At 71.1% G+C, this 25,085-nt stretch carries 26 protein-coding genes and 1 pseudogene; 10 read left to right on the top strand and 17 right to left on the bottom strand.

What is annotated here, in order from left to right; all coding sequences use genetic code 11:
• Nucleotides 1-40: 40 nt before the first annotated feature.
• Together FE256_RS11945 and FE256_RS11940 are read left to right on the top strand one after the other, a co-directional pair.
• Complete coding sequence (locus FE256_RS11945) at nucleotides 41-724, top strand: hypothetical protein (RefSeq protein ID WP_138175890.1); 684 nt, start codon at nucleotides 41-43, stop codon at nucleotides 722-724.
• A gap of 14 nt (nucleotides 725-738) precedes the next feature.
• Nucleotides 739-1,118 (top strand): annotated as a pseudogene (locus FE256_RS11940) (VOC family protein).
• A 61-nt stretch (nucleotides 1,119-1,179) separates the two neighbouring features.
• Here the strand turns inward: FE256_RS11940 and FE256_RS11935 are convergent.
• The 4 genes from FE256_RS11935 to FE256_RS11920 all read right to left on the bottom strand — a co-directional run bounded on the left by FE256_RS11935 (nucleotide 1,180) and on the right by FE256_RS11920 (nucleotide 5,244).
• Nucleotides 1,180-2,301, bottom strand: coding sequence for an ABC transporter permease (locus tag FE256_RS11935; protein ID WP_138175888.1), 1,122 nt, complete (start codon nucleotides 2,299-2,301; stop codon nucleotides 1,180-1,182).
• Nucleotides 2,298-3,182, bottom strand: coding sequence for an ABC transporter ATP-binding protein (locus tag FE256_RS11930; RefSeq protein WP_138175898.1), 885 nt, complete (start codon nucleotides 3,180-3,182; stop codon nucleotides 2,298-2,300). The genes FE256_RS11935 and FE256_RS11930 overlap by 4 nt, the downstream gene beginning before the upstream one ends.
• A gap of 99 nt (nucleotides 3,183-3,281) precedes the next feature.
• On the bottom strand, nucleotides 3,282-3,980 hold the full coding sequence (locus tag FE256_RS11925; protein ID WP_138175886.1) for a response regulator: 699 nt from the start codon (nucleotides 3,978-3,980) through the stop codon (nucleotides 3,282-3,284).
• Nucleotides 3,973-5,244: a sensor histidine kinase gene (locus FE256_RS11920; RefSeq protein WP_138175884.1), complete on the bottom strand. Its 1,272-nt coding sequence runs from the start codon at nucleotides 5,242-5,244 to the stop codon at nucleotides 3,973-3,975. The genes FE256_RS11925 and FE256_RS11920 overlap by 8 nt, the downstream gene beginning before the upstream one ends.
• Nucleotides 5,245-5,388: 144 nt before the next feature.
• Between FE256_RS11920 and FE256_RS11915 the strand changes: the two genes are divergently transcribed.
• Nucleotides 5,389-5,961: an NADPH-dependent FMN reductase gene (locus tag FE256_RS11915; RefSeq protein ID WP_138175882.1), complete on the top strand. Its 573-nt coding sequence runs from the start codon at nucleotides 5,389-5,391 to the stop codon at nucleotides 5,959-5,961.
• A 160-nt stretch (nucleotides 5,962-6,121) separates the two neighbouring features.
• Here the strand turns inward: FE256_RS11915 and FE256_RS11910 are convergent, their stop codons facing one another.
• The 3 genes from FE256_RS11910 to FE256_RS11900 all read right to left on the bottom strand — a co-directional run bounded on the left by FE256_RS11910 (nucleotide 6,122) and on the right by FE256_RS11900 (nucleotide 8,752).
• Nucleotides 6,122-7,363: an RNA polymerase sigma factor gene (locus tag FE256_RS11910; protein ID WP_138175880.1), complete on the bottom strand. Its 1,242-nt coding sequence runs from the start codon at nucleotides 7,361-7,363 to the stop codon at nucleotides 6,122-6,124.
• Nucleotides 7,360-7,788, bottom strand: a complete 429-nt coding sequence (locus tag FE256_RS11905) for a YciI family protein (RefSeq protein ID WP_138175878.1) — start codon at nucleotides 7,786-7,788, stop codon at nucleotides 7,360-7,362. The genes FE256_RS11910 and FE256_RS11905 overlap by 4 nt, the downstream gene beginning before the upstream one ends.
• 118 nt (nucleotides 7,789-7,906) lie before the next feature.
• Nucleotides 7,907-8,752, bottom strand: a complete 846-nt coding sequence (locus FE256_RS11900) for an exodeoxyribonuclease III (protein ID WP_138175876.1) — start codon at nucleotides 8,750-8,752, stop codon at nucleotides 7,907-7,909.
• 95 nt (nucleotides 8,753-8,847) lie between these two features.
• Here FE256_RS11900 and pyrE point away from each other — a divergent pair, with 95 nt between their 5' ends.
• Nucleotides 8,848-9,426, top strand: a complete 579-nt coding sequence (gene pyrE, locus FE256_RS11895; protein ID WP_138175874.1) for an orotate phosphoribosyltransferase — start codon at nucleotides 8,848-8,850, stop codon at nucleotides 9,424-9,426.
• Nucleotides 9,427-9,952: 526 nt separating this feature from the next.
• On the opposite strand, the gene FE256_RS18190 is transcribed toward pyrE, so the two are convergent.
• The 4 genes from FE256_RS18190 to FE256_RS11880 all read right to left on the bottom strand — a co-directional run bounded on the left by FE256_RS18190 (nucleotide 9,953) and on the right by FE256_RS11880 (nucleotide 11,782).
• Nucleotides 9,953-10,093, bottom strand: a complete 141-nt coding sequence (locus FE256_RS18190; protein WP_171024315.1) for a hypothetical protein — start codon at nucleotides 10,091-10,093, stop codon at nucleotides 9,953-9,955.
• 17 nt (nucleotides 10,094-10,110) lie between these two features.
• A complete protein-coding gene (locus tag FE256_RS11890) occupies nucleotides 10,111-10,683 on the bottom strand; it encodes a YdeI/OmpD-associated family protein (RefSeq protein ID WP_138175872.1) in 573 nt (190 codons plus the stop codon).
• 1 nt (nucleotide 10,684) lies between these two features.
• Nucleotides 10,685-11,515 carry an HAD-IIA family hydrolase gene (locus FE256_RS11885; protein WP_138175870.1) on the bottom strand — a complete coding sequence of 277 codons (831 nt, stop codon included), beginning with the start codon at nucleotides 11,513-11,515 and terminating at the stop codon, nucleotides 10,685-10,687.
• A gap of 96 nt (nucleotides 11,516-11,611) precedes the next feature.
• Entirely contained in the window at nucleotides 11,612-11,782 is a 171-nt protein-coding gene (locus FE256_RS11880) for a CsbD family protein (protein WP_138175868.1), read from the bottom strand.
• Nucleotides 11,783-11,970: 188 nt separating this feature from the next.
• On the opposite strand from FE256_RS11880, the gene FE256_RS11875 reads away from it, so the two are divergent.
• Together FE256_RS11875 and FE256_RS11870 are read left to right on the top strand one after the other, a co-directional pair.
• Complete coding sequence (locus FE256_RS11875; RefSeq protein ID WP_138175866.1) at nucleotides 11,971-12,918, top strand: SDR family NAD(P)-dependent oxidoreductase; 948 nt, start codon at nucleotides 11,971-11,973, stop codon at nucleotides 12,916-12,918.
• A gap of 40 nt (nucleotides 12,919-12,958) precedes the next feature.
• Nucleotides 12,959-15,400: an HAD-IC family P-type ATPase gene (locus FE256_RS11870; protein ID WP_138175864.1), complete on the top strand. Its 2,442-nt coding sequence runs from the start codon at nucleotides 12,959-12,961 to the stop codon at nucleotides 15,398-15,400.
• 36 nt (nucleotides 15,401-15,436) lie between these two features.
• On the opposite strand, the gene FE256_RS11865 is transcribed toward FE256_RS11870, so the two are convergent.
• The 3 genes from FE256_RS11865 to FE256_RS11855 form a co-directional block, all read right to left on the bottom strand.
• A complete protein-coding gene (locus FE256_RS11865) occupies nucleotides 15,437-15,868 on the bottom strand; it encodes a hypothetical protein (RefSeq protein WP_138175862.1) in 432 nt (143 codons plus the stop codon).
• Nucleotides 15,869-15,939: 71 nt separating this feature from the next.
• Nucleotides 15,940-16,575 carry a metal-dependent transcriptional regulator gene (locus tag FE256_RS11860; RefSeq protein WP_138175860.1) on the bottom strand — a complete coding sequence of 212 codons (636 nt, stop codon included), beginning with the start codon at nucleotides 16,573-16,575 and terminating at the stop codon, nucleotides 15,940-15,942.
• Between the two features lie 9 nt (nucleotides 16,576-16,584).
• Entirely contained in the window at nucleotides 16,585-17,862 is a 1,278-nt protein-coding gene (locus tag FE256_RS11855) for an Nramp family divalent metal transporter (RefSeq protein ID WP_171024314.1), read from the bottom strand.
• Nucleotides 17,863-17,941: 79 nt separating this feature from the next.
• On the opposite strand from FE256_RS11855, the gene FE256_RS11850 reads away from it, so the two are divergent.
• Both FE256_RS11850 and FE256_RS11845 read left to right on the top strand, forming a co-directional pair.
• Nucleotides 17,942-18,562, top strand: a complete 621-nt coding sequence (locus tag FE256_RS11850) for a TrmH family RNA methyltransferase (protein WP_138175894.1) — start codon at nucleotides 17,942-17,944, stop codon at nucleotides 18,560-18,562.
• A 98-nt stretch (nucleotides 18,563-18,660) separates the two neighbouring features.
• Nucleotides 18,661-19,710, top strand: coding sequence for a hypothetical protein (locus FE256_RS11845; protein WP_138175858.1), 1,050 nt, complete (start codon nucleotides 18,661-18,663; stop codon nucleotides 19,708-19,710).
• Between the two features lie 13 nt (nucleotides 19,711-19,723).
• On the opposite strand, the gene FE256_RS11840 is transcribed toward FE256_RS11845, so the two are convergent.
• The 3 genes from FE256_RS11840 to FE256_RS11830 all read right to left on the bottom strand — a co-directional run bounded on the left by FE256_RS11840 (nucleotide 19,724) and on the right by FE256_RS11830 (nucleotide 22,012).
• Nucleotides 19,724-20,008, bottom strand: coding sequence for a hypothetical protein (locus FE256_RS11840; protein WP_138175856.1), 285 nt, complete (start codon nucleotides 20,006-20,008; stop codon nucleotides 19,724-19,726).
• 51 nt (nucleotides 20,009-20,059) lie between these two features.
• Entirely contained in the window at nucleotides 20,060-20,611 is a 552-nt protein-coding gene (locus tag FE256_RS11835; protein WP_138175854.1) for a hypothetical protein, read from the bottom strand.
• 72 nt (nucleotides 20,612-20,683) lie between these two features.
• The gene (locus FE256_RS11830; protein ID WP_138175852.1) at nucleotides 20,684-22,012 is read right to left on the bottom strand and encodes an MATE family efflux transporter; all 1,329 of its coding nucleotides are present in this window, start codon (nucleotides 22,010-22,012) and stop codon (nucleotides 20,684-20,686) included.
• A gap of 86 nt (nucleotides 22,013-22,098) precedes the next feature.
• Here FE256_RS11830 and FE256_RS11825 point away from each other — a divergent pair, with 86 nt between their 5' ends.
• Nucleotides 22,099-24,072: a M13 family metallopeptidase gene (locus FE256_RS11825; RefSeq protein WP_138175850.1), complete on the top strand. Its 1,974-nt coding sequence runs from the start codon at nucleotides 22,099-22,101 to the stop codon at nucleotides 24,070-24,072.
• A 48-nt stretch (nucleotides 24,073-24,120) separates the two neighbouring features.
• Nucleotides 24,121-25,083, top strand: a complete 963-nt coding sequence (locus FE256_RS11820; RefSeq protein WP_138175892.1) for a serine hydrolase — start codon at nucleotides 24,121-24,123, stop codon at nucleotides 25,081-25,083.
• The last annotated feature ends 2 nt before the right edge of the window (nucleotides 25,084-25,085 follow it).

The following is a 25,085-nucleotide window of genomic DNA, read 5'->3' as shown; positions in this document are numbered from 1 at the left end:
CCACAGCGCCGCCCCACCCGCCGCGCCCCAGAGTCGAGGCATGAGCGACGAGGACGTCGAGCTGGCGCGGCTGCGCGAGCGCGTGTGCGGCGGGCGCGGGACCGCGCCCACCGCCGACGAGATCGCCCGGCTCAGCACGCTCGAGGATCAGATCCGGGCGGACCCCGCACAGGATGCGCCGGCACCGCCCGCGCCGCCCGCACCGTCCACGCCACCCGCGCCCGACGAGCCGATGGATGCCACCCCGCGAACGCCCCGTCCCGTCACCCGTGGCATCCTCACCGCGCTCGCCGCGGTCGCCCTGGTCGGCCTCGGGGCCGCGATCGGCTTCGCCGCGGCCACCCAGCCAGCTCCCGCCGACGCCTCGGCACCGGCCCTTCCCGAGCTCGCGTTCGCGCAGACCGCGGAGGAGGTCATCTCCGGCGACATCCTGTCCGACAGCGGCATCGACCCGGCGAGCATCCGCTACATCGCGACGATCCGCGACTTCCGCATCTACCTCGCCGTCCCCGACGACGGGGATGGGGAATGCATCGCGGTCTTCACCTCCACCGAGAACCGGCCGTGGTCGGCGGGGTGCGCGAGCGGCGGCCGGCCCGGGGCCGCGGTGTTCGGGGTGGACGAGAAGCTCACCGTCGCGATCGGCGACCCCGCCGATGACGCCGTCGCGGGGACGCCGGTCCGGCCGTCCGAGAGCGTCACGGCCTATGTGAGGCAGAACTAGAGAAGGGCACGACCATGTTCCACTCCGAAGGCGCGTTCTCCGGATTCGCCGTCGACGACCTCGACGCCGCCCACCGCTTCTACGCCGATACCCTCGGCCTGCGCGTGGAGGTGCTCGAGGGATCAGGATTCCTCCGCCTCCATCTGGCATCTGGGGGATCGTCCTCGTGTACGGCAAGCCGCACCACGTCCCGGCGTCGTTCACGGTGCTGAACTTCCCCGTGGCCGACGTCGAGGCCGCCGTCGACGATCTCCGCTCGCGCGGCGTCGAGACGAAGATCTACGACGACGCGGACTTCCCCACCGACCCGCGCGGCATCATGCGCGAGGGTGGCCCGCTGATCGCGTGGTTCCGCGACCCGGCCGGCAACGTCCTCGCGGTCCTCGAAGAATGAGAAGCGGGATGGATGCCAGAAGCCATGGCATCCATCCCGCTGGTGACCGGGCCCGAGCCGGTCAGCCCCGCAGCGCCTCTGCCAGCTTGACGCGGGCCCCCATGCGCAGCAGGGAGTTCTGGTAGATCCGAGCGGCGACCGCGATGGCCGCGACGCACGAGGCGATCAGGACGAGCAGCGACAGCACGGGCTCCCACCACTGCGCGTCGCCGAGGTACATCCGCAGCGGCATCCCCACCGGTGCCGAGAACGGCACGTACGACATGATCGTCAGCACGACGGGGTTGTCGTTGAAGAAGATCACCAGGAAGTACGGCGCCATGATCAGCATCGTGATGGGTGTCGTCGTCGCTCCGATGTCCTCCTGGCGCGACACCATCGCCGCCGCCGCCGCGAACAGCGACGCCAGCAGGACGAATCCGAACAGGAAGAAGATCGCGAACCACGCGATCGGTGCGCCGAGGGCGCTGAGCACCCCCACCTGATCCGTCACGGCGAGACCGACCACCGCGACGGCGGCGAGCAGCACGATCTGCGCCATCGCGAGGATCGTGTTGCCGAGCACCTTCCCCGCGAGGAGCGCCCGCACCGGGATGGCCGAGATCAGGATCTCGACGACCCGCGTCTGCTTCTCTTCGACGACGCTCTGAGCGATCGTGCCGCCGAACGTGCTCGCGGCGATGAGGAACACGAGGCCGAACCCGAGGGCGATCAGGTACCGCAGCGCGTCGGCCGCACCGGCGCCCGGCTCGAGCGATTGCACCTCGGGCGTCTCGCTCAGCATCTGCAGCAGCGTGCCCGGGACGCCGTCCTTGACCACGACGGTGTAGTCGAACGCCGGATTCGACGATCCCGACACCAGGGCGGCATCCACCGTGCCGTCCTCGACGAGGCCGCGGGCGGCGTCGTCGGAGTCCGCGACGGTCACGTCGATGCCGTCCATCCCCGAGAGCGCGGACTGGGTCTGACCCGTCACCGCGACCGGGATGCCGCTTCCGCCCGCGTCGCGCGCGGCGAAACCGCCCCACAGCACCGAGGCGAGGGCGGCGACGACGAGGATCGCCGTCGAGATCACGAACGCCTTGCTGCGCAGCTTCGAGCCGATCTCGCGTTCGGCGACCAGCCACACGCTCTGCAGTTCGCTCGGCGCCCGGTCGGGCCGGGAACGGTTCACGGTGCTCACTGGATGACCTCCTTGAAGATGTCCGCGAGCGTCGGACGCTGCGGCGCGAAGCTGGCGACGTCGCCACGTGCGACCGCGGAGCGCAAGGCGGCCTGCGCCGCCTCGTCGTCGACCGCGTCGAACACGGCGTACCCGCCGTCGAAGTCGAGGACGGTGATCCCCGGCTGCTCGCGCAGCCACCCGGCGTCACCGCCGGACAGCAGCTCGTACCGGTGCGTGGCGTGCTCGGCGCGGAGCGCGTCGCGGCTTCCGGCGGCGCGGATCGTGCCCCCGGCGATGATGACGAGGTCGTCGCACAGGCGCTCGACGACGTCGAGCTGGTGCGACGAGAACAGCACGGCGGCGCCCGTGGCCGCCTTCTCCTGCAGGACTGCCGCGACGACGTCGACCGCGAGGGGGTCGAGCCCCGAGAACGGCTCGTCGAGGATGAGCACGTCGGGGTCGTGCACGAGCGAGGCGGCGATCTGTGCACGCTGCTGGTTTCCCAACGACAGCGTCTCGACCAGATCGCCGAGGCGCTCGCCGAGGCCGAGGCGTTCCAGCAGCGCCGTGGCCTTGGCGGTGGCCTCGGCCTTGCCGAAACCGTGCAGTCGAGCCAAGTACGCGATGTGCTCGGCGACCTTCATCTTCGGATACAGGCCGCGTTCCTCGGGCATGTAGCCGAACCGGCGGCGGTCGGCCGCGGTGAGCGCCGCGCCGTCGATCGCGACGGTGCCCGCATCCTTGCCGAGAACGCCCAGCGCGATGCGCATGGTCGTGGTCTTGCCCGCGCCGTTGCCGCCGACGAAGCCGGTCAGCCGGCCGGGGGCCACGGTGAAGCTGACGTCGTCGAGCACTCGGCGTCCGCCGTAGCTCTTGGTGATGCCGTTCAGTTCGAGCACGGTCCACCCCTCTCTGGTGATGGCATCCACGCTACGGACGGCGGCGCGGCGGCGTATCCGCCCGGGGGTGGGTTCTCGTCCTCCGTCGTGAGGGGGAGGTCAGGTCAGGCCGTGGCGGTGGGCCAGGACGACGGCCTGCACGCGGTCGCGCGCGCCGAGCTTCTGCAGCACGTTCGAGACGTGCGTCTTGACCGTGGCCTCGCCGATGAAGAGCCGGGCGGCGATCTCGGCGTTGCTCAACGCCTCGGCGACCAGGCGCAGCACCTCGGCCTCGCGGTCGGTGAGCGGGTCGCTCAGGACGAGGGGCTCCACGGCGGGCGCGGTCGCGGGGCTGTGGGCGAGGGCGACGGATGCCGGGGCGTCACCGCCGCTGCCGGCGAACCGGGCGATCACGCGGCGCGTGACCTCGGGGGCCAGCAGCGCATCTCCGGCGCCGACGATGCGGACCGCCGCGACGAGCTCCTCCGGTCCCGCGTTCTTCAGCAGGAAACCGCTCGCCCCCGCCGCGAGGGCCTCGAACAGGTAGTCGTCGCGGTCGAAGGTCGTCACGATGAGGACCGCGGCATCCGAGGCGGCGTCCGCGACGATCCGTCGCGTCGCCTCCAGGCCGTCCATGTCGGGCATCTGCACGTCCATGCAGATCACGTTCGGCTGCAGCGTCGCGGCCGCCGAGATCGCCTCGACGCCGGTGCCCGCTTCACCGACCACCTCGATGTCGTGCTCCAGCGAGAGGATCGTGCGGAACCCGGCCCGCATCATGGCGTGGTCGTCGACGAGGAGAACGCGCAGCTCAGACATGCGACACCTCCGCGTCGACGAGGGGCACCCGCACGCGCACGAGATACCCCCCGCGTGTCCGCGGGCCCATCTCGATGCTGCCCCCCGACACGGCCGCGCGCTCGCGCATGCCCCGCTGGCCGAGGCCCGGGGTCGTCGAGCCACGGCGTCCGGTGTTGGTCACCTCGAGTTCGACGCCCGTGTGATCGAAGCGCACGCGGACATCGGCGGTCGCCCCCGGCCCCGCGTGCCGACGGGCATTGGTCAGCGCCTCTTGGGCGATGCGGAACAGGTTCACCTGCACGACCGGCGACGGCTCGATCGCGGGCTCACCGATCACGGCGAAGGTCGCCGGGAGCCCCGCCGCGACCGCTTCCTCGACGAGGGCGGGGATCGCGGACAGGCCGTGCGTGGTCGGAGCGGTGTCGGCCGGTGCGGCGCCGGAGCGGGTGGCATCCGGGGTCCGCAGCGTCTCGAGCAGCTGCCGCAGCTCGCGCAGCGACGTGCGGGCCGACTCCTCGATCCCGCTGAGGACGGCGCGGGACTTCTCGGGGTCGCGTTCCATCACCGAACGGGCGACCCCCGCCTGCACGCCCATCAGCGACACGTGGTGCGCGACGACGTCGTGCAGTTCGCGCGCGATGCGGACGCGATCCAGGGCCACGGCCTGGGCCGCGGTGATCTCGCGCTCGGCCTCGAGCTCGGCGGTCCGCTCCTCCAGGGCGGCACGCTGCACGCGCTGCTGGTGTGAGCGCTCGCCGAAGAAGTACGCGCCGCCGAAGAAGAGGGCGTTGAGCCCCAACCCGAGCAGCTGCGACGCGACGAAGGGCGAGAACGCGCCCGTGCGCGAGGGGAAGCCCTCGGGTACTTGGTCGACGGGCATCATGGCGTCCTGGAACATCACGACGAACAGCCACGCGAACATGCCGGCGATGATCGCGACGCGCACGATCGCCGCGCGCCGCCGGTTCGTCGACCACGCGCCGACGGTGTAGATCGCGATGAACATCGCGATATTGCCCGCGTAGATCTCGGGAATGCGCAGCGTCACGGCGAAGAAGTAGGCCACCGACACGATCACGGCGACGATCGACGGCCAGCGTCGCCGGAACGCGAGCGGCACGGCGAGCACCGTGACGTAGACCACGGCGAGGATGAACTCCGCCTGCTGGTCGCCGTACAGCCCCGCGACCGCCGAGAGCACCGCGCTCAGCAGCCCGCCCACGAACATGACCGCGGCCAACGCGATGTCGCTGCGCCACTGCGCGCGGGTGAGGTTCGGCATCCTCCCACGTTATTGCGGCCCTCACCGCGTGGCATCCCCCGTCCGACGGAGTCAACCCCGGCGGGGAAGAGAACGGGAACGGAAAAACTTGCACCTGAATGTACCCGGGCGCTTCGCGCCCCCGCCATCCGAGAGAGGATCACCGTGACCGACTACACGATCGGCTACATCGTCGGCAGCATCTCCAGCACCTCGATCAACCGCCGGCTCGCCAAGGCGCTCGAGAAGGTGGCGCCCGAGGGCGTGACCCTGAAGGAGATCCCGATCAAAGACCTCCCCTTCTACTCGCCCGACTACGACGGGAACTTCCCGCCGGTCGCGCAGGACTTCAAGGGCGCCATCGAGGATGCCGACGGCGTCATCATTGTCACCCCCGAGTACAGCCGCTCGATCCCCGGCGTGCTGAAGAACGCGCTGGACTGGTCGGCGCGCCCCTACGGCGAGGCGTCGTTCAACGACAAGCCCACCGCGGTCGTCGGCACGTCACAGGGCGGCATCGCCACCGCGGCCGGTCAGCAGCACCTGCGTGCGGTGCTCCTGCACTACAACGCCCTGGTTCTCGGCCAGCCCGAGGGCTACATCCAGTCCACGCCCGGCCTGTTCGAAGAGGACGGCACGGTCACCGACGAGGGCACCGCGGCGTTCCTGCGTTCGATCATCGAGGCGCTCGTCACGTTGGTGGCGCGTACCGCGCCCGCCGAGGTCCCCGCGGTCTGAGGCTCCCGCACGGCGGGGTCGGGGTGCATCCCGGCCCCGCCGTCGTGCGTCCGGCGGCCTGCCGGGGCCACGCGGCATGGGCGGTCCGTCGTCTGCGCGCGGGGGGATTCCGTTCGCGCGGTGTCCACCGGCAGTCGCGCCGCGGCGAAGATCGCGCGTCTCACACGCTGAGCGCGTCGGCCTTCCTCCGCAGGAGGGCGGCCTCCCGGGCATTGCGGCTGAGGGTCGCGGCCTCCCGCAGCTGAGCCTGCGCCTCCGCGGTTCGTCCCGACCGCGCGAGCAGCTCGCCGCGCACGGACGGGAGCAGATGGGATCCGCGGAGCACACCGCTCGCCGCCAGGGCGTCGACGATCGCGAGACCCTCGGCGGGACCGGATGCCATCGACACCGCGACAGCACGATTCAGCTCCACCACGGGGCTGGGGCTGAGGCGGCCGAGCATCTCGTACAGCAGCACGATGCGATCCCAGTCGGTCGAATCCACGCTCTCCGCCCCGGCGTGGCAGAGGGCGATCGCCGATTGCAGCGCGTACGGCCCCCGCCCGCGGCCGAGGGCGTCGGCGCGGTCGAGGAGCATGGAGCCGCGCGCGATCGCCGAGCGATCCCAGCGCCGCCGATCCTGGTCGGCGAGGAGCACGGCATCCCCGTTCCCGTCCACGCGGGCCGCGAAGCGAGAGGCCTGCAGCTCCATCAGGGCCGAGAGGGCGAGGACCTCCGGCTCGCGCGGGAGCAGGCGGCACAGCACGCGGCCGAGGCGCAGCGCCTCGTGGGCGAGCTCGGTGCGCAAGACCGCATCGCCCGTGCTCGCGACGTAGCCCTCGGTGAAGATCAGGTAGACGACGGTGAGAACCGCGGTGCGCCGCGCGGGCCACTCCGCGGGCTCGGGCACCGCGAACGGCACGCGCGCCGCACTCAGTGCTTTCTTGGCGCGGAGGATCCGCTGCTGCATGGTCGGGACCGGGACGAGGAAGAGACGCGCAATCGCCTCGGCGTCGAGACCGCCCACGATCTTCAGTGTCAACGCCACCTGTGCTTCGCGGGAGAGCACCGGATGACAGGCGGCGAAGACGAGGCGCAGGACGTCGTCGTCGATGGGCTCCCACACGTCGTCGGCCACCTCGTCGAGGTCGGCGGCGAGGAGGCGGTACTTCTCGCCGAGGCGTTGCTCGCGCCGCCACCCGTCGATCGCGCGCCGTTTCGCGACCGCCGTCAGCCACGCCCCCGGGTTCCGGGGCACGCCGTCGCGACCCCACTGCTCGACGGCGTCGACCAGCGCGTCCTGTGCGAGGTCTTCTGCCGTGCCGAGGTCACCGACCACGCGGGCCAGCGCCGCGACGATCCGGGCGCCCTCTATGCGCCAGATCGCCGCGACGCGGCGCGAGACCTCGAGGTCGGGGGTCACCGCCCGGACAGCTCCTCACGCCACCCCTCTTCCTTCTGGATGTACTCGTTGTCGGCGAACGCCGCGAAGTCGGTCTCGTCGGTCACCCGGCGCACCTCGAGCTTGTTGCCGGCGATGAGCGGCGCGCGTCGCGCCCACTCGATCGCCTCGTCGCGCGAGGACACCTCGATGATCCAGAAGCCGTTGAACAGCTCGTGCGTCTCGCCGTAGGGGCCGTCGGTGACCACGGGCTCTTCGCCGCCGAACTCGACGACGAAGTTCGCACTCATGTCGTCGGCGAGGCCGTCGCCCGCGACGAGCACGCCCGCCGTCATCATCGCCTCGTTGTAGGCGCCCATCTCGTTGATGATCTGCTCGAAGGGGATCTGCTTGTATGCCGCGTACGCCTCGTCGGTGCCGCGCATGATCAGCATGTACTTCGTCATGGTCTCGTCTCTTCTCTGCTCGCCGTGAGCTCCGGGGGCGCGGATGATTGCCCCTACTATCGCGTCGAACGACGACGAGCGGAATCGACAGGGCGCAGAAGAAAGTCCCCGGCGGGCGTCAGCCGAAGATCATCGGCAGATCGTCGTCGTCTTCCCCGCGGGAGAGGTCGAGGTCGGCGACGACGGGGACGTGGTCGCTGGGGATCTCGCCCTTGCGCTCGTCGCGGTGGATCTCGGCGCCCTGGACGGCGTCGGCGAACGCCCGCGAGCCGAGGATGAAGTCGATGCGGAGCCCCTCGTTGCGGGGGAAGCGCAGCTGCTTGTAGTCCCAATACGTGTAGCCGGTGGGGATCAGCGGGCGAACGACGTCGGTGAGTCCGGCGGACTCGAACGCGGCGAAGGCGGCGCGCTCGGGCGGCGAGACGTGGGTGGTCACGCCCTCGATCACCGTGGGGTCGCCGTTGTCGGCATCCGTCGGGGCGATGTTGAAGTCGCCGGTGAGGGCGAGCGGCAGGTCGGGGTTCGCGGCCAGCGTGTCTTCCGTGTGGCGGCGGAGGGCCTCGAGCCAGTCGAGCTTGTAGCGGTAGTGGGGGTCGTCGAGCCCGCGTCCGTTGGGAACGTACAGGCTCCACACCCGTACACCGCCGATCGTCGCGCCGATGGCGCGGGCCTCGTGCGGAAGGTCGGGACCCTCTTTGCCCTTTTCGAACCCGGGCATGCCGGGGAACCCGATCTCGACGTCGTCGAGCGGCTCACGGCTGGCGATCGCCACGCCGTTCCACTGGTTCAGGCCGTGCGCGGCGACGTGATACCCCGCCTGTTCGAACGCGGCGTACGGGAACTGCTCCGTCTTGCACTTGATCTCCTGCATCGCCAGCACGTCGATGTGCTCGCGCACGCAGAACTCGACGGTGCGGGCGACGCGGGCGCGGACGGAGTTGACGTTCCAGGTGGCCAGGCGCATGGCATCCAGCCTACTTTCGGGTGGGGACACGGCCGTGCGCTGCTCCGGATGGATGACCGCGGGCGTGACGCGTCCGGAGCAATAGACTCGACGCCGTGACTGCCGCCTCCACGCCCGAGCTCGAAGCCGACCGCCAGGCCCTCATCGGCCTGATCAACGCCGAGGCGGTGTTCCACGGCGACTTCACCCTCTCGAGCGGCAAGAAGGCGACGTACTACGTCGACATGCGCAAGCTCACGCTCGACCACCGTGCGGCCCCCGCGATCGGCCGTCTCGTGCTCGACCTCGTGAAGGACCTCGACGGCGTCGTCGCCGTCGGCGGACTGACGCTCGGCGCCGACCCCATCGCCAACGCGGTCATGCACGAGTCGGTGCACGCCGGGCACCCGCTCGACGCGTTCGTCGTCCGCAAGGAGCCCAAGGATCACGGCCGCGGTCGCCAGATCGAGGGTGCCGACGTCGCGGGCAAGCGCGTCGTCGTCGTCGAGGACACCTCGACCACCGGCCAGTCGGCCCTCACGGCCGTCGAGGCCCTGCGCCGCGAGGGCGCTGAGGTTGTCGCGGTCGCCGTGATCGTCGACCGCAAGACCGGAGCGCAGGCCGCGATCGAGGCCGCGGGACTGCAGTGGCTGGCATCCATCGACCTCGACGACCTGGGGCTTCAGCCGCAGTAATCCGTTCGGCGGCGCTGTGCCGGGGCAGGTGGTGGGCCGGGAACAGGCTCTGCGGCGAGGGCAGGTTGATTCTGGGCGGATCGCCCTGTTTCGGTGACATCCCCTGTTTTGGTGACGGGCGGGCTGCCGGAGCCCCCGCGGCGCCGTGTCGAAAACAGGCGTTGCGCCGAGGACAGGCTGATCCTGGGCAGATTGCCCTGTTTCGGTGGCATCCCCTGTTTTGGTGACGGGCGGTATGCCGGGAGCCCGGTCGCCGCGCTGCGTCGCGGCCGTCGGCTGCGCTGAGAACAGGCGGTGCGGCGAGAACAGGCCGATTCCGGGCGGATCGCCCTGTTTCGGTGACATCCCCTGTTTTGGTGACGGGCGGGCTGCCGGAGCCCCCGCGGCGCTGTGCTGAGAACAGGCGGTGCGGCGAGAACAGGCCGATTCCGGGCGGATCGCCCTGTTCCGGTCGCATCCCCTGTTCCGGTCGCATCCCCTGTTCCGGTAACGCGACACCCGGATGCCGAAGCCTCGGCCCCGCAGCTCAGTCGGTGCCGTCGCCCGGGCCGTCGAACGGGTCGCGGCCGCCGCCGCGCCGGGAGCGCCGCCACTGGACGAGGAACGCCACGAGCGTTCCGGCGGTGATGAGGAAGGCCGTGAGAAGCCAGAGCGTGCGATCGTCCATGCGTCGATCCTCCCCGATCAGGGGCGTTTGCCCTCGGCGGCGTCGGCCACGATCCTCGCGATGCGCGCCTCGCGCGTCTGCGGACGCACGGCCATCGCGATCTGCGTGAGACCGAACTTGCGGCTCGACGGCGGGAACGCGTCCCAGTTGCGCCGGGCCGTCGGCACGGCGTCGAGCGCCGCGGTGAGGTCGGGCGGCTCGATGCCCGCTTCGGGCCCGTCGAGCACCTCCCATGCCCCGTTCGCGCGGGCGACCTCGAGCGCGCGGATGCCGGGCGGGCGGAGGCGCCCCTCGGCCTCGAGCCGGGCGATGCGCGCCTTGTTCGTCGCGGCCCACCCGCTCTTCGGCTGGCGCGGCGCGAACCACAGCCCCGAACTCACTTCGTCGAACACGCGGACCGGCCCGTCGATCCACCCGAAGCACAGTGCTTCGCAGATCGCTTCTTCGTAGGCCACGAACCGTCCGGACTCGGTGCCGCGGCCGCGCAGCAGCCAGGCGCCCCTCGACGTGGCGTGGTTCGCTTCGAGCCAGAGCGCCCAGGCGGCGGCATCGTCCGCCGCGACCCTCACCCCGTCATCGAGCGCGCCCACGTCAGAGGCCTTCGCTGAGTCCTTCTTCGCCGTCGGCGAGGTCGGTCTCGATCGGCTCGCTCCGCACCAGGTCGGCGACGGATGCCAAGATCTCGTCGGGGCGGAACGGGTACTTCTCCATCTCGGCCTGATCGCTGATGCCGGTCATCACGAGCACGGTGTGCAGCCCCGCCTCGATGCCGGCCACGATGTCGGTGTCCATGCGGTCGCCGATCATGCCGGTGTTCTCGGAGTGCGCCCCGATGCGGTTCAGGGCGGAGCGGAACATCATGGGGTTCGGCTTGCCCACGATGTAGGGCTCCTTGCCGGTGGCCTTCGTGATGAGAGCGGCGATCGCGCCCGTCGCGGGCAAGACCCCCTCGGTGGAGGGGCCCGTGGCATCCGGGTTCGTGGCGATGAAGCGGGCACCGTCGCGGATGAAACGGATCGCCTTGGTGATCGCCTCGAACGAGTAGTTGCGCGTCTCGCCGACCACGACGTAATCGGGCGCGGTCTCGGTCATGATGAACCCCGCCTCGTGCAGCGCGGTAGTGAGCCCGGCCTCGCCGATGACGAAGGCGGAACCGCCCGGCATCTGCGACCGCAGGAAGTCCGCGGTCGCCAGGGCCGACGTCCAGATCGAGGACTCGGGGACGACCAGGCCCGACGACCGGAGGCGTGCGCTGAGGTCGCGCGGGGTGAAGATCGAGTTGTTGGTGAGCACCAGGAACGGGGTGCCCTCGGCACGCCACTGCGCGAGCAGCTCGGAGGCACCGGGGATCGGGGTGTTCTCGTGGACGAGCACGCCGTCCATGTCGGTCAGCCAGCACTCCACGTCGCCACGGGTTCGCATGGGCTCAGCCTATCCCCGGGGCCCGACACGGCCACCGGGTCGACGCACAAGCGGGCCGCCGCCCGGAGGCAGCGGCCCGCCGAACAGCGGTGCGGCTTACTTGAACGCGTCCTTGACGTTCTCGCCGGCCTTCTTCGCGTCGGCCTTGACCTGGTCGGCCTTGCCCTCGGCGGCGAGCTTGTCGTTGTCGGTGGCGTTGCCGATCGTCTCCTTGGCCTTGCCCACGATGTCCTGAGCGGCGTTCTTGATCTTGTCGTCGAGGCCCATGATCGGTTCCTTCCGTGAATTCAGATGTCTCGCCGGGGCGATCGCCGCGGCGGAGCGGATGTGCTCACCGATGTGACGGACCGACGGCGCGATTCGTCACACGCCGGGACGAAAAAGTTCACGAGATCGGTATTCCGCATCCGGAATGCACCCGTGACGGCAGCGCACGATCTCGTTAGGGTCGAAGGGTGGCGCGCGACGAGTGGGACCCCCGGAATCTCCCCGACCTCTCCGGCCGCGCGTACCTCGTCACCGGGGCCACTCGCGGTCTGGGGTACTTCGCGTGCGAACAGCTCGCGGGCGCGGGTGCGCACGTGCTGCTCACCGGTCGCAACCCGAACCGGCTCGTCCTCGCCAAAGAGGCCGTGAAGCGCACCCACCCGGATGCCTCGATCGAGACGCTGCTGCTGGACACGAGCAATCTCGGGTCGGTGCGGGCCGCCGCCGCGACCGTGCGGGCGCGCGGACGACTCGACGGGCTGCTGATGAACGCCGGCATCGTCCACCCGCCGAAGACGCGCGAGCTGGCGGGCGGGCACGAGCGGGTGTTCGCCACGAACGTGCTGGGCCACTTCGCGCTCGGCGGTGAACTCTTGACCCCCCTGGCCGCGGCGCGCGGACGGATGGTCTGGGTCGGCAGCATGTCGACCTCGATCTGGAAGCACGTCCCCACCGATCCCGAACTCGTCGAGGGCTACACCCCGTGGCGGGCCTACGTGCAGTCGAAGGCCGCGACGACCGCGCTCGCGCTCGAGGCCGACCGCCGTCTGCGGGCGCACAGCGTCCCGGTCGAGAGCCTCGTCGCCCACCCCGGGTACTCCACGAGCGGTCGCACGCGCGGCATCCGGGGTGTCAACGAGCCGAGCCGGCTCACGCGCTTCGTGGACAACCTGCAGGCCCCCTTCACGCAATCGAAGGACGAGGGCGCCTGGGCGCTCGTCCGTGCCCTGACCGACCCGCTCGCCGAAGGCGGCACGATGTACGGCCCGGCGCTCGTGGCCCGGGGCGTCCCGCGCCCGGCGACCCCCGCCCGCCGCACGCGCGACGGCGGGCTCGGCGCCGATCTCTGGCTCGCGTGCGAAACGGCGACCCACGTGCGCTGGCCGTTCGAACGGGTCCGGCGCACGGCATCCTGAACCGGCGGCCGTCGTCGGAGGGTGCCCGTACAGTGATCGCATGGAGCAGACGAGCGTCGACGACGCCCAGGGTCTCACCGCGTCCGCCGTCGCCGAGCGGGTCGCCGCCGGCCAGACGAACGCCTTCGTCGCGGACAGCAGCCGTTCGGCGTGGAACATCGTGCGCGCCAACGTCTTCACGTTGTTCAACGGCATCGTGGGCGCGTGCTTCCTCGTGCTCCTCCTGCTCGGTCGGTGGCAGGACGCCCTGTTCGGCATCGCCGCGCTGTCGAACGCGGTCATCGGCTGCGTTCAGGAGTTCCGGGCCAAGGCCGCCCTCGACCGCCTCGCGCTGCTGAACGCCCCGCGGGCGCGCGTGCGCCGCGACGGCGTCGATGCCGAGATCGCTCCGGCCGAGGTGGTGCGCGACGATCTGCTCGTGCTGCGCGCGGGCGATCAGGTGCCCGCCGACGCCGTCGTGGTCGATTCGCGTGCGTTGCAGATCGACGAGTCGATGCTCACTGGCGAGTCGGATGCCGTCGACAAGCGACCCGGCGACGAGGCGCTGTCGGGGTCGATCGTCGTCGCCGGTGAGGGAACGGCCCGGGTCAACCGGGTGGGCGCTGATTCCTACGCCAACACGTTCGCCGCCGAGGCCAAGAGGTTCCAGCTCGTCTCGAGCGAGCTGCGCACGTCGATCGACCGCGTGCTGAAGTGGGTCGGATGGGGGATCGGCCCCATCGGTCTCCTCGTGCTGAACGCCCAGATGATGGTCGCCGGGGGATGGGTGGAGGCCTGGCAGCAGGGCACGTGGTCGCAGGCCGTGGTCAACACGATCGCGTCGCTGACGGCCATGATCCCCCTCGGGCTCGTGCTGATGACCTCGATCGCGTTCGCGGTGGGCGCCGCGCGTCTGGCCGGGAAGAAGGTGCTCGTCAACGAGCTCCCCGCGGTCGAAGGGCTCGCGCGGGTCGACGTCATCTGCCTCGACAAGACCGGGACGCTGACGGCGGGCGAGATCCGTTTCGACGCGGCCCTCGAACTGCAGCCGGTCGACGGATGGCGGGCAGCGCTCGCCTGGTACGGCGCGGCCGACGACGCCAACGCGACGGCCCAGTGTCTGCGGGAGCCGTTCCCGGTCGGGGCGTCGCTGACCGTCGCGCACCGCATCCCGTTCTCGTCGGCGCGCAAGTGGAGCGCCGTGTCGTTCGCCGACGGTGCCGCCGGCACGTGGGTGCTCGGGGCTCCCGAGATGGTGTTCGGCGACGTCGCGGCGGACGCGGGCACCGTCCTGGGCGAGGCGGTCACCCGCTTGGCCTCCTCCGGCCGGCGCACACTGGTGCTCGGCTACACCGCCGTCGCGCTCGACGAGGCCGACGTCGCCGCCGAGCGCCTGCCGGACGGTGCGGTCGCCGTGGCGGTGCTGACCTTCGTCGAGGCGGTGCGTCCGGATGCCGCCGAGGCCCTCGCCTACTTCCGTGCGCAGGGCGTCGGGGTGCGCGTCATCTCGGGCGACAACCCTCGGACGGTCGCCGCGATCGCGCGCGAGGTCGGACTCGACGTCGACGAGGGGTACGACGCCCGCCGCTTGCCCGACGACGACGTCGAGCTGGGCCGCATCCTCGAGGACCACACGGTCTTCGGTCGCGTGACCCCCGACCAGAAAAAGCGCATGGTGACGGCCCTGCAGTCTCGCGGTCACGTCGTGGCCATGACCGGCGACGGCGTCAACGACGCCTTGGCCATCAAGGCGGCCGACATCGGCATCGCGATGAACTCCGGAGCCGCGGCGACGAAGGCGGTCGCGCGGCTCGTGCTGCTGGACGGCCGCTTCTCCCACTTGCCCTCGGTCGTCGCTGAGGGCCGCCAGGTCATCGCGAACATCGAGCGGGTCTCGATGCTGTTCCTCACCAAGACGGTCTACGCGACCGGGCTCGCCGTGCTGTTCGGCGCGCTCGTGATGGAGTTCCCCTTCCTGCCGCGCCAGCTGTCGATCACCGACGGTCTGACGATCGGCATCCCGGCTTTCTTCCTCGCCCTGCTGCCCAACACGCAGCGGTACGTGCCCGGATTCCTGCGCAGGTCACTGAGTTTCGCGATCCCCGCGGGGCTCGTGATCGCCATCGCCCTGACCCTCTACACGCGCGCGGCGCTGGCGATGGGGCTGAGCGTCGAGCAGGTGCGGACGGGCGCGACGATCATCCTCGCCATCGTCGCGATCTGGGTGCTCACGGTGCTGTCGCGACCGGTCACCCGAGTGAAGGTGCTCGTCATCGGGGCGATGTTCATCGCCCTCACCGCGATCTTCACCGTGCCGATCCTGGGGCAGTTCTTCCAGCTGCAGGACCCGGGCGAAGACGGGGCGTGGCTCATCACGGGCGTCGTGATCATCGCCGTGGGCGCGATCGAGGTGGTGCGGTTCGCGCACCGGCGCTTCGTGCGACGCACCCTCGAGTCGGCGGCATCCGCACCCTCGCCGACGCCCGCGGCCGCGCGCGGGTAGAGCGGGACGGCGCGGCGCGGCGCCGCTTCGCGCGGGTCAGATCGTGGGCGCGGGTGCTGCGGCGTCGGGCGACGCCCGGCGGAAGTAACGCCGCGCCTTCGGAGGGATCCAGACGGCGGCGACGACGGCGAGCGCAGCGACCATCGCGATCACGATCGTCGGCTCGAGCTCGGTCAGGACCAGCGACAGCGCCTGCAGCACCACGAGCAGCGACAGATAGCCGGTGAGCAGGTTCCGCGCCAGGCGGCTCCCGCGCGCCAGTGAGGAGCCGCCGGCGACGGTGAGCAGGCCGAGCAGGATCGTCGCGGCACCCACGAGGGACACCGGCAGCACGTCGTCGGCGTCGACCTCGTAGCGCGACAGCAGCACGAGGACGCCGAGCGCGGTGTTCAGCAGTCCGCCGACGTAGACGAGCGCGACGGCGATGGTCACGGGGAGGGGCCGACGGAGTTCGACGGTGGTGGTCATGGATGCCTCCCGCTCTGCGGCTCCGCGGGAGCCGGTGGGGTCAGCGTAGTGGGATCGGCGGCCGGCGATCCTCAGCGCGTCAGCCAGACCGAGTCGCCCGCCCCGTCGGGCAGCGACACCTCGACGCCGTCGGCGCGCACCACGGTGTGCGAGACCACCTCGAGCTCGTGCCCGACGTCGATACGGCGCGCGACGAGTGCGCGCAGCAGTTCGGGGTCGCGGTCGCTCACCCTCAGCACGCGCCCGGAGTGTCCGGATGCCGCCTCGGCGAGGAGCACGAAGGGTTCACGGTGCACGGCGCCGGTGGCATCCGGGATCGCATCGCCGTGGGGATCGAACCGGGGGCGTCCCAGCCGCTCGTCGATGCCCTCGAGCAGGCGGTCGCTCAGCGAGTGCTCCAAGATCTCGGCCTCGTCGTGCACTTCGTCCCACGCGTAGCGGAACTCGCGGACGAGCCACGTCTCGATGAGGCGGTGCCGACGGATGACCGAGGCGGCACGTCGTTCGCCGGCGGCAGTGAGCGACACGGGGCCGTACGGACGATGGCGGACGAGTCCCTGCGCCGCGAGCTTCTTCACCATCTCGGTGACGCTCGAGGGGGCGAGGCCCAGCACGCCGGCGAGCTGCGACGGAGTGATCGGATCGTCCTGCCACTCGGTGTGGTGGTAGATGGCCTTGAGATAGTCGTCGGCCACGGGCGATTCCACGGGACCAGCCTATCCGCCGGTGAACACCAGCCACAGGAGCACGGCGTTCAGCGCGATGAGGAACACCGACGCGGCCACCCCCGCCGCCGTCGTGACGGCGCGGTTGCGGTGGATGCCCAGGACGTCGCGTCGCGCCGTCAGCGCCACGAGCGGGACGAGGGCGAAGGGGATGCCGAAGGACAGCACGACCTGGCTGAGTACGAGCGCGAGGGTCGGGTCGACGCCGACCCCCAGGATGATCAGCGCCGGGATCAGCGTGACCAGGCGGCGGGCGAGCAGCGGCACGCGGACCCGGAGCAGGCCGTGCATGATCTCGGCGCCGGCGTACGCCCCGACCGAGGTCGAGGCCAGGCCGCTCGCGAGCAGGCCGACCGCGAAGAGCGTCGCGACCACCGGACCGAGGCCGTCCCGCAGCGCCGCGTACGCGCCTTCGAGGCTGTCGGTTCCGTCCACACCCGCGAGGTTGGCCGCCGCCAGCAGCAGGATCGCGAGGTTGACGGTGCCGGCGACGGCGAGGGCGATCGTGACGTCCCAGCGCGTCGCCCGCAGCAGACGGGCGGTGGAAAGGCCCCGGGCGCGTTCGAGGTCGGCGGCGGCGGTGGGCTCCGCGGGGGCGAAACGGTCCCGGCTGAGCGCGGAGTGCGCGTAGATCGCGTGCGGCATGATCGTGGCACCGAGGATCGAGGCGGCCAAGAGGACCGAGGTCGAGCCCTCGAAGCGCGGGACCAGCCCGCCGACGACCCCCGCGGGGTCGGGCGGCGCGAAGAACAGCCCGGCGGTGAAGCCGATCGCGATGATCAGGAGCAGTCCGATCAGGACCGTCTCGAACGCCCGCGCCCCCCGGCGCGACTGCACCATGAGCAGGAGGATCGACACGACGCCCGTGATCGCTCCGCCCCACAGCAGCGGGATGCCGAAGAGCAGGTGGAGGGCGACGGCGCCGCCGATGACCTCGGCGACGTCGGTGGCCATCGCCACGAGCTCAGCCTGCAGCCAGTACGCCCGGCGCGCCCACGGTCGCTGGAGGCGCCGGCCCAGCACCTGGGGCAAGCTCTCGCCCGTGACGATGCCGAGCTTGGCCGAGAGGTACTGGATCAGCCAGGCCATGACGTTGCCGAGCACGACGACCCACACCAGCAGGTATCCGAAGAGCGCCCCGGCGGTCATGTTGCTGGCGACGTTGCCGGGGTCGAGGTAGGCCACCCCGGCGACCATGGCCGGGCCCAGCAGCCACATCGCCCGGGCCGGCGCGTGCCGGCGGTCGACGGCATCCATATTTTTCGGCATGCCGAAACCTTAGCGATTTTTCGGGCGACCGAAAAACGAGTGCCGCCGTCCGCGCGGCTAGCCTGGATCGGTGACCGACGTGGAAGAGACCCCGCTCCCGACGCACGGGGTCGGCCCCTGGCCCGGTGGTCCCGAATCCTGGCCCGACGACCCCCGGTACGACCGCGAACTGCTCGCCGAGGGTGACCGGCGCAATGTCGTCGACGACTACCGCTATTGGACGATGGAAGCGATCGTCGCGGATCTGGATGCCAAACGGCATCCGTTCCACGTCGCCATCGAGAACTGGCAGCACGACCTGAACATCGGGTCGATCGTGCGCAGCGCCAACGCGTTCCTCGCGGCGGAAGTGCACATCATCGGCAAACGCCGCTGGAACCGCCGCGGCGCGATGGTCACCGACCGCTACCAGCACGTGCGCCACCACGAGGACGTCGCGGCCTTCGCGGCCTGGGCCGCCGAGGCGAGCCTGCCGATCCTCGCGATCGACAACGTCGACGGCTCGGTCCCCGTCGATCGCGCCGACCTGCCGGAGGCGTGCGTGCTGCTGTTCGGTCAGGAGGGGCCGGGGCTGTCGCCGGAGGCGCTGGCGGCCGCGAGCGGCGTCGTGGAGATCACGCAGTACGGATCGACCCGATCGATCAACGCGGCGTCCGCTGCCGCCGTGGTCATGTACGAGTGGTGTCGCCGCTGGAGATGAGAGTTTTCTCATCCGCAAAGGGCAGATAATCGCGTCCGGACCGCGCAGAATTCACCGGACACGCCATGCTCGCCCCCGGATGGATGGACCGATCCCTCATGAGTTCTGCCTCGAAGACGATTCCGCAGCCGACCGGCCCCGATCGCCGTTCGATCCTCAAAGCAGGAGCGTGGTCCGTTCCGGTCGTCGCCCTCGCGGTCGCCGCCCCCGCGGCCAGCGCCAGCACCACCGCGAACCTCGCGCTGCTTCCTCCGCAGTTCGGCAGCTCTATCCCGATGTTCACGCCGTCGCTCACGCAGCGCTACGACGCCAGCGAGCCGTCCGGCGTCGTCGTCGGAAACACGACCAGCGAGGTCTACACCGGTCCCGTGATCCTGCGTCTGGAGGTCGATCGTCGCCTGTGGGACGTCACGGGCTTCACTTACGACACCCGTGACGGTGAGGGCGCCCGGGCCGCGAGCTTCAGCGGGCCGACGCTCTCGGACGACCGCGCCGTCTACACGGTCTCTTTCGCCGCGACCGTGGCCCCCGACACCGATTCGTTCACCGGCATCCTGGTGCGACCCACCCTGACCTTCCTCGGGGACTACCCCAACGACACTCTCGCACCCGCTGACGCCGGCGCCTCCTGGGTGCTCGTCGAGCCGGCCGACGCGGGACCCTCTGACAACGTGTTCGTCAACAACCCGGGCGAGCCCGTCGACGCCACCCCGTTCGGAGCCACGCTGACGGCCGACTTCGAACTGGTGGCCTCCGGAGACGGATCCGCGTACCGGCCCACGAACGCCACCCTCACCTCCATCGGGCCCAACCCCACCGCCGTCGAGGACAGGGTCACGGTGGGGTTCGACCCGGCCCTGGCCGACGACGTCGTCCTGCAGAACATCGCCCTCAACGGCGCGGCGTCCCCCGACCTGCTGTCGCAGCGGACCAACACCGTCTCCGGCGGCCGACGATCCGTCGACTTCGCCTTCACCGGACCGCTCGCCGAGGGCGACGTCGTGACCTTCACGCTCCTGTACTCGGGCGGGACGGGGGCCACGCCGGCCAGCACGGCCGGCTCTCAGATCGCGTACGTGCCGGTCACGCCGAACGACGACAACCAGCGCGGCCGGGGGCAATCGTTCGCCAACCAGCCCGGAAGCTGACCGCGGGCTCGGCTCAGCGTACGTCCGCGCGCACGGGACAGTCGTCGATCATGGGCGTTCCCTGCCTGCGCGCGACGCGGAGGACCAGCATCGCCGCGCCGCACAGCACCACTCCGCTGGCGACGACCGACGCTCCCAGCACCGCTCCCGAGAACGGCCTGTCCCGGTAGACGTAGGTCGCCGCGCCAACGTCCCACTCCTGGTAGCCGACGAAGTAGTAGCCGCCCGCGCAGAAGATGGCCATCGCGACGATCAACGACACGGCCACGATGAGCGTCCCCGCAATATGCCCCCGCATCCGTCCAGGATAGGGATACCGGGTGTCGGGCGCGTGAAAAGCCGATGAAGCTCAGGTGCCCGCGCGCGGGTGCACTTCGTACGCGAACACCGCCTCGACGGGCGAGTCCACGCGCAGAGTCGCGGCTTCGGCGGCATCCCACCGGATCGTCGTCGGCGCGGCGCCGGCCTGGCCGGGGGCGCCGCAGGGGACGTCGGTGGTGAGGCCGGCCGCCCCGCCGATCTCGACGACGAGCGGGGCGCCGGTCGCGCTCTCGCACGCAACGACGACGTCCCACGACCCGCCGACGGGGTCCAGATCGACGCTCGCGCCCGTGGGTCCGACCCCGCCGGTGCCGCGGGCGACCGCCGTGCTCCCGCCCAAGCCGTTCTCGGGCAGCGCGCGCGCCGCCCACTGCTCGAGCGACGACGCGTCGTCGGGGAGGCTCCCGCCGGGTGTAGGGGCCGACGGCGAGAGTGACGGCGTGGATGATGATGGCGTGGGCGAGGACGAGGTCCCGGATGCCACGGGCTCGGGGGCACCGGAGGTGCACCCCGCGAGCGCCAGCAGCGCCGGAACGAGCAGAACGGGAAGGGCCGCGAGGGCCGGGCGGGTCGACCTCATGTCCGCACCGTACGTGCGGCTCCTGAAAGACGCGTGGGCGTTCGGCCGGGCGCGGGGCGGGCGGCGCGGGTGTCAGTCGCCCGCGGTCATCCACGCGCGGCCGCGGACGCGCAGCCCGAGCGTCGCCGCGCGGGCCAGCATGTACACCCCGAAGAACGCCGCCGCCAACCAGGCCAGGCCCGCGGCCCCGCCGCCGGCGAAGAGCGCGACGAGAACGAGGGCGGGGATGTAGGGCACGAGATTCAGGACCCCCGCAATGGCGAGGTAGCGTGCATCGCCGGCGCCGATGAGCACGCCGTCGAGGACGAACACGAAAGCGGCGAGGGGTTGCGCGACGGCGAGCACGAGCAGTGCCGGCTGGATCAGCGCGGCGATCTGCGGATCGCCGGTGAAGACCAGACCCAGGACCCCGGATGCCGCCGCCACGATCCCGCCCACCACGACACCGAACCACAGCCCCCAGGCCACCGTGCGCGACAGCACGTGGCGCACGCCGAGGGCGTCGCCCGATCCGAGGTGCTTGCCCACGAGCGCCTGGGCGGCGATCGCGAGAGCGTCGAGGGCGAAGGCGGCCGTGGAGAAGATCGTGAACGCGATCTGCCACCCCGCCAGCTCGGCCGAGCCGAGCCCGGTCGCCACGGCGACGGTGGCCAGGAACGCCGCGCGCAGGCTGAGGGTGCGCAGGAACAGCCACCCGCCCGAGCGCGCGGTACCGCGCAGGCCCCCGACCTCGGGGCGCAGCGAGGCCGCATGGCGGCGGGCCAGGCGGGTGGCGATGATCACGTACGCGCCGACCATGCCCCACTGCGCGACGACGGTTCCGATCGCGGAGCCCGCGATCCCCCAGCCGAAGCCGTAGATGAACAGGGCGTTGAGCAGGGCGTTGACACCGAAGCCGAGGCCGGCGATCCACAGCGGCGTGACGGTGTCCTGCATGCCGCGCAGGAGTCCCGTCGCGGCGAAGACCACGAGCATGGCGGGCAGCCCCCACATCGAGATCGACAGGTACACGCGGGCGTTCTCGGCGACGTCGGGCGCCGCCCCGAACACGTCGACCAGTGCCGGGGTGGCCAGGACTCCGACCAGCGCGAGGACGGCCCCGATCGTGAGCGCGAACCACATGCCCTCGATGCCCACCGACACCGCGCGGCCGAACTCGCCCGCACCGAACCGCCGGGCGACGGCGGGAGTCGTGGCGTACGCGAGGAACACCATGAGCCCGACCACGGTGTGCAGAACGGCTCCGGCGATGCCGAGTCCGGCCAGCGGCGCCACACCCAGATGGCCCACCATGGCGCCGTCCACGATGAGGAACAGGGGCTCGGCGATGAGCGCGCCCAACGCCGGGACGGCGAGGCGCAGGATCGCGCGGTTCAGCGTCGCCGGTGCGGGGGTGGTCACCGTCCGAGCCTACGGCGGGCTCCCGACACGGCCCGTCGGCGCGGCATCCGGAGCCTTCACGGATCGGGGGCACTTATCCTGTCTGCATGACCGAGACCCCCCGCTCCGGTCTCGCGCTCGAAGAACTGAGCGACGAGATCCGCCCGCAAGACGACCTGTTCCGTCACGTGAACGGCCGCTGGATGGAGCGCACCGAGATTCCCGACGACAAGGCCCGCTGGGGCAGCTTCCATCTCATCGCCGAGCAGGCCGAGAAGGATGTCCGCACCATCGTGGAGGAGTCGCAGCAGGCCGAGCCGGGCAGCGAAGCCCGCAAGATCGGCGATCTGTTCGCGAGCTTCATGGACACCGACCGCATCGAGGAGGCGGGAGCCGCGCCGCTGGCCGCGCAGCTCGCGCGCGTCGACGCCGTCGAAGACGTGCCCGGCTTCCTCCGTCTCGTCGGCGAGCTCGAGCGCGACGGTGTGAGCGGTCTGCTGACCTTGTTCGTCGAGCCCGACCCGGGCAACCCCACCCGCTACGTTCCGGTGATCTACCAGGGCGGGCTGTCGCTGCCCGACGAGAGCTACTACCGGCTCGAGAACTTCGCCGAGACGCGCACCGCCTACCGTGCGCACGTCGAGCGCATGTTCGCCCTCGCCGGTGTCGCCGAGCCCGCGGCATCCGCGGATCGGGTGGTCGCGCTCGAGACCGAGCTCGCCGCCCACCACTGGTCGCGCGAAGACAGTCGCGATGCGGTGAAGACCTACAACCTCCGCGCGTGGGACGAGATGATCGGCCTCGCCGGCATCGATCTGGCGCCGTGGCGGGCCGGCGTGGCCCCCGGTCACGAGGACGCCTTCGGCGAGGTCGTGGTGTACCAGCCGAGCTTCCTCGAGTCCCTCGGCGCGCTCCTCGTCGAGGAGCGTCTCGACGACTGGAAGGCCTGGCTGCGCTTCGCCGTCGTGCACTCCGCCGCCGCATTCCTGTCTGAGGAGTTCGTGGCCGAGAACTTCGCGTTCTACGGCACGCAGCTCACCGGCGTCCCCGTCAACCGCGAGCGGTGGAAGCGCGGCGTCGGCCTGGTCGAGGCGGCCCTCGGCGAAGCGGTGGGCAAGGTGTACGTCGATCGGCACTTCCCGCCCACGGCGAAGGATGCCATGGACGTGCTGGTGCAGAACCTCGTCGAGGCATACCGCGAGTCGATCGAGTCGCTGGAGTGGATGACGCCCGAGACCCGACAGCGCGCGCTCGCCAAGCTCGATGCCTTCACGCCCAAGATCGGTTACCCCGTGAAGTGGAAGGACTACGCGTCGCTCGAGATCGACGCCGCCGACCTGGTCGGCAACGTCCAGCGCGCGCACGTCTGGGAGCACGACCGGCAGCTGGCGAAGGTCGGCGAGCCGATCGACCGCGACGAGTGGTACATGACGCCGCAGACGGTCAACGCGTACTACAACCCGCTCATGAACGAGATCGTGTTCCCCGCGGCGATCCTGCAGTACCCGTTCTTCGACGCCGATCGCGACGCCGCCGCCAACTACGGCGGCATCGGCGCGGTGATCGGCCACGAGATCGGTCACGGCTTCGACGACCAGGGCAGCCGCTTCGACGGCGACGGGTCGTTGCGCGACTGGTGGACGGATGCCGACCGCTCGGCGTTCGAGGAGCGCACGAAGGCGCTCATCGCCCAGTACGAGGCACTGGTCCCCCAGGGGCTGAGCGAGGAGCACCACGTCAACGGCGCCCTCACGATCGGCGAGAACATCGGCGACCTCGGTGGCCTCGGCATCGCGATCCGCGCCTACCGGCTGTCGCTCGGCGAGGACGAGCCGGCCGACGGTCCCGTGGTCGACGGGTACAGCGGCATCCAGAGACTCTTGCTCAGCTGGGCGCAGATCTGGCAGCAGAAGGGCCGGGATGCCGAGACCATCCGGCTCCTCACGATCGACCCGCATTCGCCGAACGAGTTCCGTTGCAACCAGATCGTGCGTAACATCGACGCGTTCTACGCGGCGTTCGACGTCACCGAGGGCGACGCCCTGTGGTTGGACGCCGACCAGCGCGTCACCATTTGGTGAGGTGGCGTTTGTTGCTCTTCTGACCCGGAAGGAGCCACGCTCGTGGACATGCCCCCGGTTCCCGAGCCCGCCGTACCCGATCCCGCCGGAGTGCCCGTGGAGTCGTCTCGACGCGACGCCCCGGCGCTCCGCGGGTCGGCGCGCAAAGGACCGCGACGTCTGCCCCGGCGCGCCGCCGCGGGACGCCGGTCGTTCACGGCGACGCTCCGCGCCCTCGACGAGCTCGCGGCATCCGGGGCGAAGGTGTCGGTGCGCATCGACGACCTCGACGGCGGTTCGACGGTGCTCGAGGGCGACGACTTCGTCACTCTCCCCGTCGCCGGGCTCGGGGTCGTCCCGCTCCTGATCGAGATCGCGGCCGCGATCGAGGCGGGGCGCGTCGACGCGCTCGAGATCATCGACCGCGCGAGCGTGCACACCGCGTCGACCGGGGGAGTGTGGCAGCACCTCAAAGCCCCCGCGCTTCCCTTGGCGGACGTGGCGGTGCTCGCGGCATCCGCGGGCGACGCGTGGGCCGTGAACGCACTGCTGCAGCGCGTGGGCCTGCCGTCCGTCCGCTCGCGCATCGAGCAGCTCGGTCTGCGCCGCACCGCCCTGCTGGACCGTTTCCGCGACGACCGCGGGCCCGACGACGCCCCGCACCTGGCGCTGTCCACGGCGCGCGAGATGGCGGCCGTGTTCGCCGGGCTGGTCAACTCCACCGTCGTCTCCCCGGGGGTGAGCGCCCAGGTGGCGGAGTGGTTGAGCCTGAACCACGACCTGTCGCTCGTGGCATCCGCGACCGGCCTGGACCCGTTCGCGCACGAGAACGACCGCCACGGCCTGCTGTTCGTCAACAAGACCGGACGCTCGGACGGCGTTCGCGCCGAGGCCGGCGTGCTCGGCGGTCCGCGGGCCGGAGTCGCCTACGCCCTCATCGTCAACTTCGACGACCTCTCGATCGCCCACCGCCTCCGGGCGCACGACGCGTTCCGCGTGCTCGGCGTGGAGCTGATGGAGTACGTGTACTGAGG

The sequence above is a fragment of the Microbacterium sp. 5K110 genome (genome assembly GCF_005774735.1).
Classification (GTDB): domain Bacteria; phylum Actinomycetota; class Actinomycetes; order Actinomycetales; family Microbacteriaceae; genus Microbacterium.
The sequence above is the reverse complement of the archived record's forward strand: the minus strand, read 5'-3'. Positions and strand labels throughout refer to the sequence as shown.